At 41.4% G+C, this 13,213-nt stretch carries 12 protein-coding genes and 1 pseudogene; 11 read left to right on the forward strand and 2 right to left on the reverse strand.

Annotated elements, in window-relative coordinates:
* Positions 1–85 precede the first annotated feature (85 nt).
* The 5 genes from ACKVDP_RS08595 (at position 86) to ACKVDP_RS08615 (ending at position 5,643) form a co-directional block, all read left to right on the forward strand.
* Positions 86–1,789: a sigma-54 interaction domain-containing protein gene (locus ACKVDP_RS08595; RefSeq protein ID WP_409228409.1), complete on the forward strand. Its 1,704-nt coding sequence runs from the start codon at positions 86–88 to the stop codon at positions 1,787–1,789.
* Positions 1,790–2,105: 316 nt separating this feature from the next.
* Positions 2,106–3,284 carry an acetyl-CoA C-acetyltransferase gene (locus tag ACKVDP_RS08600; protein WP_409228410.1) on the forward strand — a complete coding sequence of 393 codons (1,179 nt, stop codon included), beginning with the start codon at positions 2,106–2,108 and terminating at the stop codon, positions 3,282–3,284.
* A gap of 28 nt (positions 3,285–3,312) precedes the next feature.
* Complete coding sequence (atoD, locus tag ACKVDP_RS08605) at positions 3,313–3,969, forward strand: acetate CoA-transferase subunit alpha (RefSeq protein WP_409228411.1); 657 nt, start codon at positions 3,313–3,315, stop codon at positions 3,967–3,969.
* A complete protein-coding gene (locus tag ACKVDP_RS08610) occupies positions 3,969–4,628 on the forward strand; it encodes a 3-oxoacid CoA-transferase subunit B (RefSeq protein ID WP_409228412.1) in 660 nt (219 codons plus the stop codon). The genes atoD and ACKVDP_RS08610 overlap by 1 nt, the downstream gene beginning before the upstream one ends.
* 64 nt (positions 4,629–4,692) lie before the next feature.
* The gene (locus ACKVDP_RS08615; RefSeq protein ID WP_409228413.1) at positions 4,693–5,643 is read left to right on the forward strand and encodes a 3-hydroxyacyl-CoA dehydrogenase family protein; all 951 of its coding nucleotides are present in this window, start codon (positions 4,693–4,695) and stop codon (positions 5,641–5,643) included.
* 69 nt (positions 5,644–5,712) lie between these two features.
* Here the strand turns inward: ACKVDP_RS08615 and ACKVDP_RS08620 are convergent, their stop codons facing one another.
* Positions 5,713–6,495: an IclR family transcriptional regulator gene (locus ACKVDP_RS08620; protein ID WP_409228414.1), complete on the reverse strand. Its 783-nt coding sequence runs from the start codon at positions 6,493–6,495 to the stop codon at positions 5,713–5,715.
* Positions 6,496–6,672: 177 nt separating this feature from the next.
* On the opposite strand from ACKVDP_RS08620, the gene ACKVDP_RS08625 reads away from it, so the two are divergent.
* From ACKVDP_RS08625 to ACKVDP_RS08650, 6 genes and pseudogenes are all read left to right on the forward strand, one after another.
* A complete protein-coding gene (locus ACKVDP_RS08625) occupies positions 6,673–7,350 on the forward strand; it encodes a maleate cis-trans isomerase family protein (protein WP_409228415.1) in 678 nt (225 codons plus the stop codon).
* Positions 7,351–7,624: 274 nt separating this feature from the next.
* Positions 7,625–8,809, forward strand: a pseudogene (locus ACKVDP_RS08630) (Nramp family divalent metal transporter).
* Positions 8,810–8,855: 46 nt separating this feature from the next.
* The gene (locus ACKVDP_RS08635; protein ID WP_409228417.1) at positions 8,856–9,182 is read left to right on the forward strand and encodes an arginase family protein; all 327 of its coding nucleotides are present in this window, start codon (positions 8,856–8,858) and stop codon (positions 9,180–9,182) included.
* A 3-nt stretch (positions 9,183–9,185) separates the two neighbouring features.
* Entirely contained in the window at positions 9,186–9,833 is a 648-nt protein-coding gene (locus ACKVDP_RS08640) for an agmatinase family protein (protein ID WP_409228468.1), read from the forward strand.
* A gap of 93 nt (positions 9,834–9,926) precedes the next feature.
* Entirely contained in the window at positions 9,927–10,877 is a 951-nt protein-coding gene (glsA, locus tag ACKVDP_RS08645; RefSeq protein WP_409228419.1) for a glutaminase A, read from the forward strand.
* Between the two features lie 26 nt (positions 10,878–10,903).
* A complete protein-coding gene (locus tag ACKVDP_RS08650) occupies positions 10,904–11,725 on the forward strand; it encodes an alpha/beta fold hydrolase (RefSeq protein WP_409228420.1) in 822 nt (273 codons plus the stop codon).
* Between the two features lie 28 nt (positions 11,726–11,753).
* On the opposite strand, the gene pdxR is transcribed toward ACKVDP_RS08650, so the two are convergent.
* On the reverse strand, positions 11,754–13,208 hold the full coding sequence (gene pdxR / locus ACKVDP_RS08655) for a MocR-like pyridoxine biosynthesis transcription factor PdxR (RefSeq protein WP_409228422.1): 1,455 nt from the start codon (positions 13,206–13,208) through the stop codon (positions 11,754–11,756).
* Positions 13,209–13,213: the final 5 nt, after the last annotated feature.

Below are 13,213 nucleotides of genomic sequence, written 5' to 3' on the forward strand. Positions count from 1 at the left end.
TCTTTTTTTGTAGCAGTTTTTTGTGTTCAAAAAATTGACACTAATGATATAATTAAGACAGTCGGAATATTAATGGGGTGTTAGGATGTCAAACAACATGATTTCAGTTGAAGATATAATAAACATATACGATTCGGGTTTTATAATTCTTGATGAGGATTACAATCTTTTCCTGATAAACAGCAAGGGAAGGGAGCTGCTGGAAACAGAGAGTGATAATGATGCAGAGGATATAATCACTGACATACTTTCTGAGCTTAGGATACACGAGCACATCAATGGTGGAGAAGTGTCCAGGAATCTTATGAAATACAAGGGAAAAGAACTTCTTCTCTATACTGGATTGTTTGAAGCGCAAGATTTTAAAGGAATATTTGTTGAGTTCAATCCCCTTAGCAAGCACAAGGAGGAACTCAAAGCCTTTGATTATGAGGTACAAGCCTCCTCCCTTCTAAGAACAGTGCTTGATTCATCCAACGAATCCTTCATCTACGTCAACAGCGAAGGCATAATCGAGATGATAAGTGAAAGCTATGCAGAGTTTTTGAACAGAAAAAAGGAGGACCTTATAGGACTTAATGTAGTGAATGTTGTTGATAATACCAGGCTTGATGTTGTACTTAAGACTGGGAAGGCCGAGATAGCACAAATTCAGATTGTTAAGGGAAAGAAGATAATCGCCACAAGGATTCCTGTATACGCCAAGGGAAAGGTAGTGGGAGCAATTGGAAAGATTCTATTTCGGGATGTAGATGAACTTAACAACCTATACATGAAGATCAACAATATTGAAAAGGAATTGAATCTTTACCGTGACGAGTTCAAGAAGGCCAACAAGGCAGAATATGCCTTAGATAGTATAATAGGTGAAAACATTGAAATAAAGAGGATTAAGGAACTTACCAGAAACATAGCCTCAACAAATTCCAATGTACTAATACTGGGGGAATCTGGAACCGGTAAGGAATTGTTTGCTCACGCCATACACAACAACAGCAAGAGGATGGATGCTCCATTCATCAAGGTTAACTGTGGTGCTATACCATATGAGCTTCTTGAATCAGAGTTATTTGGCTACGAGGAGGGAGCTTTTACAGGAGCCAAAAAGGGTGGAAAAATCGGCAAGTTCAAGGCCGCTGATGGAGGAACGATTTTTTTGGATGAGATAGCAGATCTTCCCATGAACATGCAGGTGAAGCTTCTTAGAGTTCTTCAGGAAAGAGAAATTGAAAGGATAGGTTCCAATACATCCGAGAAGGTTGATGTTAGGGTTATTGCTGCAACAAATAAGGATCTTGAGAGCATGGTGAATGATGGTACATTTAGGCTGGACCTTTACTACAGATTAAATGTTGTCAGTTTAAGGATTCCCTCTCTAAACCAGAGGAAGGATGACATCCAGTTACTTTCCGAGTACCTTATTGAAAAGATAAGCATCAGGGAAAATAGGTATGTTGACGGAATATCATCTGAATCCCTTGAAATGCTAAAGGGGTATGGTTGGCCAGGAAACATCAGAGAGCTGGAGAATGTACTTGAAAGGGCAATCAACTTCCTGGGAGATGAGAGAAGAATACTTCCAAAGCATCTACCACATAGAATTACAGGCAACCAGGATATATTTGTAAACAGAAGTTTAAGAGAAACACTGGAGGAGGTAGAGAGGGAAGCTATTGTCAGGACCTTGCTTGATGTAAAAGGTAATAAGTCCAAGGCATCCAAGGCTCTTGGAATAAGCAGAACCAGTCTCTATGAGAAAATGGACAAGTACGCCATCAAAGATAGTTAATAATATAACAATAATAGATATTGTACAATAACTGAACAAAACAAGAAACGAGAATACAATACTGTGCGGATAAACTTACATATCATTAAATCTACAATCAATTATGTAAGAAATACTTTACAATTATATAGAGTAAGAGTTATTTTTATGGGTAAAGGGACAAAAAGGAGCTAGTTTCTGAGCATTAATGATTATATTTTAACAAACATAATCATTAATGCATATAATTTCCTATTTTATCAGAAAAAATTAAACATAAATTGGCATGGTAATTGCAAGTTATTAGGTTAAGAATTTCAATGAGGAGGGTTTTAGTATGAAAAAAGCTGTAATAGTTAGTGCTGTAAGAACACCTGTAGGTAGTTACGGAGGAGTATTCAAGAACACAAGCGCGGTTGAGCTTGGTAAGGTTGCTGTTAAGGCTGCAATGGAAAGAGCTGGAGTCAAACCAGAGATGGTCGATGAGGTGATATTTGGGAACGTTCTCCAAGCTGGACAAGGGCAGAATGTTGCTAGACAGGTTGCAATTGGAGCTGGAATACCAGAATACGTGACAGCATATACAGTAAACAAGGTTTGTGGATCAGGACTGAAGACTGTTGCATTGGCAGCTCAGGCTATAAAGGCAGGAGATGCCGAAGTGTTGGTTGTAGGTGGAACTGAAAACATGAGCATGGCTCCATACCTGCTACCAAACAACAGATGGGGACAGAGAATGGGCAATGGACAGGTAATCGACTACATGGTGGCTGATGGACTTACAGACATATTCAATAATTATCATATGGGAGTAACTGCGGAGAATATTGTAGAAAAGTATGGTCTGACCAGAGAAGAGCAGGATGAGCTTGCATATAATTCACAGACTAGAGCGGAGAAGGCAATAAAGGAAGGCAGATTCAAGGAAGAGATCGTACACGTTGAGATCCCTCAAAGAAAGGGTGACCCCGTTGTTGTGGATGCCGACGAGTATCCAAAGTTTGGTACAACAATGGAAACTCTTGCAAAGTTGAGACCTGCATTCAAAAAGGATGGTTCAGTTACTGCTGGTAATGCATCAGGTATCAATGACGGAGCAGCGGCGTTTGTCGTTATGAGTGAGGACAAGGCAAAAGAGCTGGGTCTTGAGGTAATGGCGGAAATAGTAAGCTATGCATCAGGTGGAGTTGACCCATCAATAATGGGAACAGGACCAATACCTGCAAGCAAGAATGCTTTGGACAAGGCGGGTCTAAAAATCGAGGACATGGACCTAATAGAAGCCAATGAAGCATTTGCCGCACAAGCGCTTTCGGTAGCTAAGGAACTTAACTTTGACATGGATAAGGTCAATGTAAATGGTGGAGCTATTGCAATTGGACACCCAATCGGAGCAAGTGGTGCAAGAATACTTGTAACTCTACTTCACGAAATGGAGAAGAGGGACAACAAGCTTGGATTGGCAACACTTTGTATAGGTGGTGGACAAGGTATTTCAATGGTGGTTAAGCGCTAATAAATCATAATGAAAGGCAGGTATCCATATGAACAAAGTAATTACAATAGATGAAGCCATAGATAAGATCCAGGATGGCATGACAATAATGGTTGGAGGGTTTCTTGGTTGCGGAAACCCTCACAGATTGGTGGACAAGCTGGTAGAAAAGGGAACAAAGGACCTTACATTGATCTGTAATGACTCATCATTTCCAGATTATGGAGTAGGAAAGCTAATTGTAAACAAGCAGATCAAGAAGCTGATTGCATCTCACGTAGGTACAAATCCAGAGACTGGAAGACAGATGAACGAAGGGGAAATGGAGGTTGTTCTTGTACCACAGGGAACTCTTGCCGAGCAGGTAAGGGCTGGAGGATCAGGCCTTGGTGGTTTCCTAACCCCAACTGGTGTGGGTACAGTAGTTGAGGAAGGCAAGCAGAAGATAGAAATTGATGGAGTTGAATACCTTTTAGAGCTTCCATTAAAGGCTGACGTTGCACTTATAGCGGGTCAGACGGCAGACAAATTCGGAAACATTGAATATTTTGGAGCGACCAGAAACTTTAATCAGCTTATGGCAACTGCAGCAGAAGTTGTAATAGCAGAGGTTGAGGAAATTGTTGAAGTTGGGGAACTGGATCCAAACCAAGTGGTAACTCCTGGTATCTTTGTAACACACCTAGTCAACGGAGGTGCAATATAATGGATAGAAATGAAATGAAGAATTATATAGCAAAAAGAGTGGCTAATATGCTTCATGACGGGGACGTTGTAAACCTTGGAATAGGACTTCCGACAAAGGTTTCCAACTACCTTCCCGAAGGAGCAAATATCTTCCTGCAGTCAGAGAATGGATTCATTGGACTTGGCCCGGTTCCTCAGGAAGGACAGGAGGATTTCAGAATTACAAATGCGGGAGGCCAATGTGTTACAATTCTTCCTGGTGGAGTTTTCTTTGACTCTTCAACATCATTTGGTATTATCAGAGGCGGTCATGTTGATATGACAGTTCTGGGAGCACTTCAGGTTGATGAAAAGGGTAATCTTGCAAACTGGATGATTCCAGGGAAAATGGTTCCAGGTATGGGTGGAGCGATGGACCTTGTAACTGGAGCCAAGAAGGTGACAATTGCAATGGAGCATACAGCAAAGGGAGCCAAAAAGATTCTTAAGGAGTGTACCCTTCCCCTTACTGCAGCTGGACAGGTAGACTATATAGTAACTGAAATGGGCTTGATGGAAGTTACCAAAGAAGGGATAGTTCTTAGGGAGATTAATCCAGAGTACACAGTGGAGCAGGTACAGGAAGCAACAGAAGCAAAGCTTATTATAGCAGATGATTTGAAAGAAATGCAGGTTTAGCCTGGAATTCATAATGGGCACCGCCAGGTAGGTCTGGCAGGTGCCTTTTATTTGGAGGTATAGTATGAAATTGGACAATATCAATAAAATAGGAATCGCCGGAGCAGGGACAATGGGTTCTGGAATTGCCCTGATATTTGCCAGAAAGGGCTACGAGGTTCTAGTGAATGACTTGAACATAGCCCTCTTGGAGGATTCAAGAAGGCTTGTGGACATCTTCAACCAGACCCTTCTCAAGGAAGGCCTGATGACAAAGGATGAAGAGGATAGGGTGATGGACAATATCCATTATACCCTGGAGAAATCGGAATTTGAGGATTGTGACCTGATAGTAGAGGCGATAGTTGAAAAGCTGGACATCAAGCAAGACTTTTGGATGGAAGTGGAGGAGATTGCAAAACCTGATGCATACTTTGCTACAAACACATCTGGACTTAGCATCAACAGCATTTCTGAGAAGGTTAAGGACAAGACAAGGTTTATTGGGATGCACTTTTGGAATCCTCCACATATTGTTCCACTTGTTGAGCTAATCAAAGGAAATTTTACTTCTGATGAGACTGTTGAAGTGCTTAAGTCTTTGATGGACAGGATAGAGAAGAAGCCAGTTGTTGTTCAGAAGGATGTTCCTGGATTCATTGGAAACAGAATACAGTTTGCAGCTTTTCGTGAAGCCTTGCATATTCTTCAGGAGGGAGTCGGGACACCAGAGGACATAGACATGGCTATGAAGTATGGTCCTGGATTTAGATATCCGGTTATGGGCCCCCTTGAAACATCTGATCTTGGGGGAGTAGACACTTTCTACTACATCTCCTCATACCTTTTTAAGTCACTCAGTGATTGCAAGGAACCGACGGAAAAGCTTAACGAACTGATGGAGTCTGGTAAACATGGAGTGAAATCAAAAGAGGGATTTTACGATTACTCAGATGGCAAAGATGAAGAAGCAATTAAGCGTAGGGACAGAATGTTCCTTAAGATGCTTAAACATATCCATATGGAAGAAGAATAGGAAAATCCCCTGAATATGCTTTGTCATATTCAGGGGATTTCTTTATGTTGGATCGATTCACTAAGGCTTCTATGTTCTTGTCTGGGATTTCCATTCCCTAATTATCTCGTCTGCTGCTGTAAAAAGATCTGATAGCACCTCGTTCTTTATATCATCAAGGAAAGACTTGGAAGCTACTATGCTCAGGGTCCCCATTATCTTTGAAGGATTTGACAGTATTGGGACTGCAATGCTGCTCATTCCTATGCTTATCTCCTCGTCCTCCAAGGAATATCCCTTGGACCTTATGGTCTTGATCTCTTCCTGTAAGGATTCCCTGTCAACTATCGTCTTGCTGGTATACTTTTCAAATTTACTGGTACTTAAATAGTTCTCCTGGAATTCATTGTCCTGGTAGCTTAGAAATAGCTTTCCCGAGGAAGTTGCATTCAAAGGGAAGCTGGTGTTCATTTTAGTCAACAATAGGTATCTTGAGTTTTCAGGGTTGAAGGTATCCACTGTAAATACATTGTAGTTGGATACCAGTTGAAGTCTTGATGAAACCTGGTGACTGTTGGCTATGGCTCTCAGGTGTGGCCTTGCAAGGCTTTTCATCCTGTCGACATAGCTATTATCAACCAGTTCGGCCTTGGGAATAAAAACATACCCCAAAGAATAGTTTCCTTCATCAATGTTATGGATGAGATATCCATTATAAACCAGTGTGTTCACAATACCTCTTGTGGTGTTTACATGCAGGGCCAGCTTGTTGCTGATTTGATTGACCGTGAGCTTGCTGTTGGATTCATCAAAGCAGTTTATTATGTCAATTGCCCTCTGAACGGATTGAATCAGTCTCAAATTACCTTTCATATCTTCCTCCAAAATGTTTTGTCTTAATAATATAATCAAGTCCACGAAATATTATACTTTATTCCATTGACAAACTAAACCGAATTATATATTATTTAAACATAATACGATTATATAGTGTATAAAACGATAATATCGTTTTATATCCAAAAAGTCAATACGTGATGGGAGTTTAATATGAGTCTTTCAAGAGTTGCACTTCTTATACCAAATACTGATATCACTTTGGAAACTGACCTAAACAGGGAATTGCCAAACAACTATGTCATACATACCCAAAGGTTGCCTCTTATGGAGGTTGGATTGGAAGCAGAAAAAAAGATGGTAAGCGAATCCCTTCCCTCTGCTCTGGATAATCTTGAAGGAGTCGCTGATTTTGATTTTGCGGTTTTCGGATGTACATCAGCATCAGCGGTGTATGGAAGAGAGGGAGTGGGTCAAATTGAAAAACTTGTCTCTGAAAGACTTGGGTGCATTGCTAAAAGTGCCTTAGGAGCCGTACTGGATCAGCTAAAAAGAACAGGGAGCAAAAATATAGCTTTGGTAACACCCTATGATGATGAATTAAATGCTTTTATGATGGAGGTACTTAGGGAATTTGGATTCAATGTGTATTATAGCTGCGGAATGGGACTTCGGAATGATATTGAAATCGCAAGGGTGGAGCCTGTTGAGATAATTGAATTTGTGAAGAATAATATAGATGGAATCACATCAGTTGATGGAACAGTGCTGGTGTCATGCACAAATCTCAGGGCAACTGAGATTCGGGAAGACCTTAACCTGATCCTAAAAAGTCCAGTTGTAACAAGCAACCAATCCATAATCAGTTGGCTGCTAAATGAACATAGATAAAAGGAGGGTTACAAATGAAGGTAGTGGTCATAATGTTGTGTGTTTAATGCTGTAGATATTGAAATGAGCCCCTGCAAGGGTTGTCTGTATTGCAGAAGAAGTTGAAATGAGAGCTCAATTCCTTAGGTGAAGATAAAAGAACCATACCGGTTCTGCTTCAGGTCTTTAGTTTTCATTTGAATTTATAAATAATAAACTGAAAAGGAGAAATGCTATGAATAAGACACTAGCAACCGTACCAAAGAAGTATACTCTCAAGGACAAGTTGAAGGCTATGGGTCCTGGAATTATAATTGTTGGATCATTCTTGGGACCTGGAACAGTAACAACCGCTACAAGAACAGGTGCTACATTTGGATTTAGCGTACTTTGGGCAGTAATATTTTCTGTTATCGCGACCATAGTACTTCAGGAGATGTCTGCAAGACTGGGAATCATAAGCCAGAAGGGATTGGCGGAACATATCGTTGACATCTTTGAACATAACAAGTTTCTTAAGAATCTGTCCATACTACTGGTAGGAGGTGCCATAACCCTTGGAGGTATTGCCTATATGTCAGGGGATCTGATTTGAACCTCTCTGGGTATCTCCAACCTTACGGGCTTGCCAACGAATTACATAGCGCCGGCAATTGGTGTGATTATCCTGATTCTTCTGAATGTGGGTACGGTGAAATGGCTGGAAAAGATACTGGGAGTGCTTGTTCTCACAATGGTGACAGTTTTTGTCATTACGATGGTCGTGGTAAAGCCTGACCTTGGAGAAATGGCCATGGGGCTTATTCCAACAGTTCCAGAGGGAGCATTGATGAATGTTGTTGCACTAATCGGAACTACAATAGTACCCTATAATCTCTTTATCCATTGTGCAAATGCTAGGGACAACTGGAAAAAACCAGAGGACCTTGTTTTATCAAGATGGGATACAACAGTTTCCATAATAATTGGTGGAATCATAACAAGTGCCGTTCTCATTACTGCAGCAACAGTAATGAGGGGAATGACTGTAAACTCAGCTGCCGATATGGCCCTTCAGCTGGAGCCTACCTTGGGCAGGTTTGCAAATATTTTCATGAGTGTTGGACTTTTTGCAGCTGGATTCTCTTCAGCTACCATAACACCTCTTGGTGTCTCATATGTCTTGGCTGGACTGCTTGGATGGAAGCAGGACAAAAGCGACAAGAGATTTTTCTACACAAACGTTGCAATACTGATACTGGGAATAATTGGATCAGCTACTGGCTTCAATCCTTTGACAATCATAATTTTGGCCCAGGCTCTAAATGGTATATTCCTGCCACTTATTGTTATATTCCTGGTTTATATCACTGCATCCAAGAAGGTGCTTAAAAAATACTCAAATTCAAAATTTGCCAATGCACTGGGTATTATCATCAGTGGTATAACCCTGGTAATTGGCGGTAGAAGTGTGATAGATGTTATAAAATCAATATTTTAATTGCTTTATAGTATAAAGCGGTTTGACAATTTAGGAGGGTGTATAAATGAAAAACAAGCCAATTTGCTACGTACCCGGAAGGGAGATTCCAGAGGTATTCAGTGGAGTACCAAGCTTTCTGGGACTTCCGGTTATAAGGACAGAAAAGGATCTTGAAGAAAGTGATATTGTATTCATGGGAGTCCCTTGGGAAGGTGTCAATACAAACGGACCATTTACCAGTGTGGAAATGGCAACCAAGACAGTGAGAAAAGCATCAACAAGATACGGCGGGTATCTTCCTGACTTTGATATAGACGTATTTGACCATTTTTCAGGAGGAGATATAGGGGATGTTGCCGTTAGAAATGGCGACAATGACTTTACCTTCTAAAGCATAAGAAAGGATTACAAGAAAATTCTAGATGCAGGGAAATTCCCTGTAGTGTTTGGAGGGGACCATTCCATATCCTACCCTCTTATCAGTGAATTTGCCAAAAAGCACAATGGGAAAATCGGAGTTATACACTTTGATTCTCATATGGACAATATGGACTCATATGGAGAAGATAAGTATGCAAGGTGCTCTCCCTTCCACAGACTCTATGAGGATGAGAATGTGAATCCAAAAAATATGGTTCACTTCGGGATCAGAGGTCCAAGGAACAATCCATCAGGTCTTAAGGAGGCCAAGAAGTTTGGAGCTCACGTAATCACAGGAATGGAAGTAAAAATCAATGGGATATTCGAGTCCATCAAGAAGGCCATTGACCTTGCAAGTGACGGAACAGAAGCACTGTATATAACCGTTTGTTCGGATATTCTGGATGTAGCCCATAATCCTGCAGGTCCACCTGACCCTTGTGGATTGAATACATTCGAGCTGGCTATGGCATTGCATGAATGTGGAAAAGCTGGGGCTGAGGCATTCGATTATGTTGAAATATATCCTCCACAGGATCCAAATGGTGTTTCCTCACATGTGGCAAGCTGGATGACAATCTACCTTTTATCAGGTGTCACCAAAAGGAAATTCAATCTATAGTTTTAAACTGCCCAATAATGATATATTATAGAATAAGAGACCATCTCTATGGTCTCTTATTGGCTTCAACAACGTCATAGTTTGGAGGGAAATATGGAAATTCTACTTAATGAGATAATTGATAGGAACAGACACCTAATAGAAAATGGAAAGGTTGCTAACTACATCCCGGCCCTTGCCAAGGCAGACTACAGGAAAATTGGAGTAACTGTTGCCGGAAGAACCGGATCCTTGCTTTACAGTGCAGGAGACTACAATGAAAAATTCACCCTCCAGAGCATATCCAAGGTGATTTCATTTCTGGTGGCTGCAATGGACAACGGACTGGACCATATCTTTGAAAAGGTTGGTTTGGACAGTACTGATGAGCCATTTAATGCATTTACTAAGCTGGATCTTCCAAATATTCATAAGCCTGCAAATCCCATGATTAATTCAGGTGCAATTCTAACAACAGGGATGATCAAGGGAGATAGCCAAGAGAGATTCCAAAAGATACTTGAGCTTACAAGAAGGATGGCCAACAATCCCTATATTGGCTACGACGAGGAGGTATATCTGTCTGAAAAGGAAACCGGCAGCAGAAACAGATCAATGGCCTATCTTATGAACAGCAAGGGAATCCTTGATGGAGATGTAGAAGGGGTCTTGGATACATATTTCAAGCAATGCTCGATCCAGGTTGACACAATGGACCTTGCAAAAATCGGCAGGTTCATTTCATCAGGGTGTGAGGGCATAGATATTAAGGGAATTTCCAGAAAGGATATGTCAGTTATGGTAAAGGGGCTTCTGTTCACCTGTGGAATGTACAACTATAGTGCACGATATGCCATAGAGGTTGGAATTCCTTCCAAATCAGGAGTGGGTGGAGGAATAATGGGAATACTGCCGGATGGTATGGGTATTGGAATATTCTCACCTGCTTTGGATGAAAATGGAAACTCCTCGGCTGGAATAGGGATAATAAAGGAACTGTCCAGAAGATTGCACTTAAACATATTTGATGATAGAAAATTGCAGGCTGATCTTGAAGCCTACTAGATGTCAATTGAAAAGCTGGTGATATTGTGATTAGTGGTTATCTTAATATAGAGGATGGTACAGAGCTCTACCATAGGGTAAAGGGTTCTGGGCACCCATTGGTTTGCATACATGGATTTGGAGCTGACAGCAGCGCCTACAGACTGACTGAAAAGATACTTTCAAGGAAATATATGGTTGTGACCATGGACCTTAGAGGCCATGGACGGACTGTGGTGGATGGGAAAAATCTAGGCTTTGAATCCATGGCAAGGGATGTCGAGGCTCTTCTTGAGCATCTGGGCCTGTCAGAGATCACCCTTATGGGGTGGTCAATGGGTGGGGCTGTTGCTATGGAGTACATAAGAATTTTTGGAGAGGGAAGACTTAGGAGTCTTATTCTTGTTGAGACATCCCCCAAGGTTGTAAATGATGGTGATTGGAGCCATGGTCTTTTCAATGGAAAGTACACCTTGGAAATGGCCAAGGCAGATTTATCTCAGATAAAAAATGATTTTATGGAATTTTCCAGTAGCTTCATGAAGATGATGGCTCCTCATATGGATAAGGACAATCAGGATATACTTATAAAGACCATGCAAGGGAATAGACCTGAGTTTATGTATGAAGTCTGGAAGGACATAATCAGCTCCGACTTCAGGGACACCCTTAGTGGTGTTAAGGTCCCATGCCTTGTGTTAAACGGGGAAGATAGCACCTTCTACAGTTATGAATCAGGAAAGAGTATTGCGGAAAGTGTAAGGAACGGAAAGCATATCGCAATCAAGGGAGGGCATCTGGCCCCAATAGAAAGCCCTGTTGAGTTCAACAGGGTCATTGAGAGATTTATGATTGAAGAAAATGAGTAGCTACAACCCTCTTGGGAGGATTACTTATTTAAAGAAAGGGCATATATCTTTCAGAAGGTTCATCTTTTGAATGGGAAAGGATATCCTTGAGAATCTCAAGTCCCTTATGAATCTCCTTTTCACCTACTGCACTGAAGCTAAGTCTTATATATTTCTCGGAATTTTTATCGTCTGTGAAGAATACCTTTCCGGGTACAATTGCCAATCCCCTTCTTCCGCACTCCTCGTATAGCTCCATGGCATCGAATTCCTTGGGCAGTGAAACCCAAACACTCAATCCACCTCGAGGCTCAAGGTAGGAGATGCCCAAATGTTTAAGATTTTCCAGTCCGGATACCATCAATCTGTACCTTTCCCTGTAGAAGCCTGTTATCATATCTATATGGTCCCTCCAGAAGCCCTTTCTCAGATAAAGGTCAAAGGCCCTTTGCAGGTATCCAGATGAGGAAATGTCAGTTGTGTGCTTGGCCTTTATTATATCCTTCATCAAGGCCCTGGGTAGTGTCATAAAGCCAATCCTGACACCTGGCATAAAGATCTTTGAAAAGCTCTTTATGAATATCACCTGGTCAAATCTGTCCAAAGTCTTTAAGGGCAGTTTCTTTTCATCTGAAAAGCTAAGGTCTGTAAGAAAGTCATCCTCAATGACATAGAATTCATATTCCCTGGCAAGCCTCAGGACCTCTTTTTTTCTGGTTTCACTGTAGCAAATGGTTGTTGGGCTATGATAATTTGGCATAAGGTATATAAATTTTGGTCTGTACCGCTTTACATAGGACTTTAGCTCATCAAGGTCAATCCCTTCTTGGTCCATTGGTATTCCAAGGATCCTGGCTCCCCTTGACTGAAATGCTGCAAAGGCTCCAGGGTAGGTCGGATTCTCAACAAGAATTACATCGCCCTGCTGGATAAGAGTCTTTGATATGATATCAAGCCCCTGCTGGCCTCCCGATGTTATTAGAATCTGGTCCTTGGTGGCTGTTATTGAGTAATGCTCCAAAAGGAATTGGGAAATTGATTCCCTCAGTGGCCCAAAGCCTGTGATTTCAGGGTAAAGAAATGCCTGGCCCCCATCCCTGTCAAGAACCTCCACAAGGGATTTCTTGAACTCCTCGATGGGAAAGAGCTCTGGAGTGGGTGAAACGCTTGCGAAATCGATACTGTTCTTCAGAAGAGGAAAAATCCCTGAAAGCATAAGCTCCATATCACCCTCTTCAACCAGGCTGCTTTCTTGACTGAAGGAGGGTTTTTTTATGAATGTGCCGCTACCTTTGACAGTGTATATGTAATTGTCCTGCTCAAGCTGCTTGTAGGCATTTACTACAGTTACATTATTCACACCCAGCTGCTTGGCGAGATTTCTGATGGAGGGCAGCTTGTCTGATTGGAGAGCATCCGATTCAATGGCATCTCTGATTGCCTCGTACAGTTGTATATACAAAGGTGAATCCTTATCCTTGTCTAGTCTCAGGTGGGATAGCATAAGAT

It is taken from the genome of Gudongella ferriphila, assembly GCF_046224405.1.
In the GTDB taxonomy this organism is placed as follows: Bacteria; Bacillota; Clostridia; order Tissierellales; family Tissierellaceae; genus Gudongella.

Excerpts from the sequence above, each read along its gene's own strand:
- ACKVDP_RS08620 (WP_409228414.1), bottom strand. The coding sequence starts at position 6,495 with ATGAAAGGTAATTTGAGACTGATTCAATCCGTTCAGAGGGCAATTGAC.
- ACKVDP_RS08595 (WP_409228409.1), top strand. The coding sequence starts at position 86 with ATGTCAAACAACATGATTTCAGTTGAAGATATAATAAACATATACGAT.
- glsA (WP_409228419.1), top strand. The coding sequence starts at position 9,927 with ATGGAAATTCTACTTAATGAGATAATTGATAGGAACAGACACCTAATA.
- ACKVDP_RS08610 (WP_409228412.1), top strand. The coding sequence starts at position 3,969 with ATGGATAGAAATGAAATGAAGAATTATATAGCAAAAAGAGTGGCTAAT.
- atoD (WP_409228411.1), top strand. The coding sequence starts at position 3,313 with ATGAACAAAGTAATTACAATAGATGAAGCCATAGATAAGATCCAGGAT.
- ACKVDP_RS08615 (WP_409228413.1), top strand. The coding sequence starts at position 4,693 with ATGAAATTGGACAATATCAATAAAATAGGAATCGCCGGAGCAGGGACA.
- pdxR (WP_409228422.1), bottom strand. The coding sequence starts at position 13,208 with ATGCTATCCCACCTGAGACTAGACAAGGATAAGGATTCACCTTTGTAT.
- ACKVDP_RS08635 (WP_409228417.1), top strand. The coding sequence starts at position 8,856 with ATGAAAAACAAGCCAATTTGCTACGTACCCGGAAGGGAGATTCCAGAG.
- ACKVDP_RS08600 (WP_409228410.1), top strand. The coding sequence starts at position 2,106 with ATGAAAAAAGCTGTAATAGTTAGTGCTGTAAGAACACCTGTAGGTAGT.
- ACKVDP_RS08625 (WP_409228415.1), top strand. The coding sequence starts at position 6,673 with ATGAGTCTTTCAAGAGTTGCACTTCTTATACCAAATACTGATATCACT.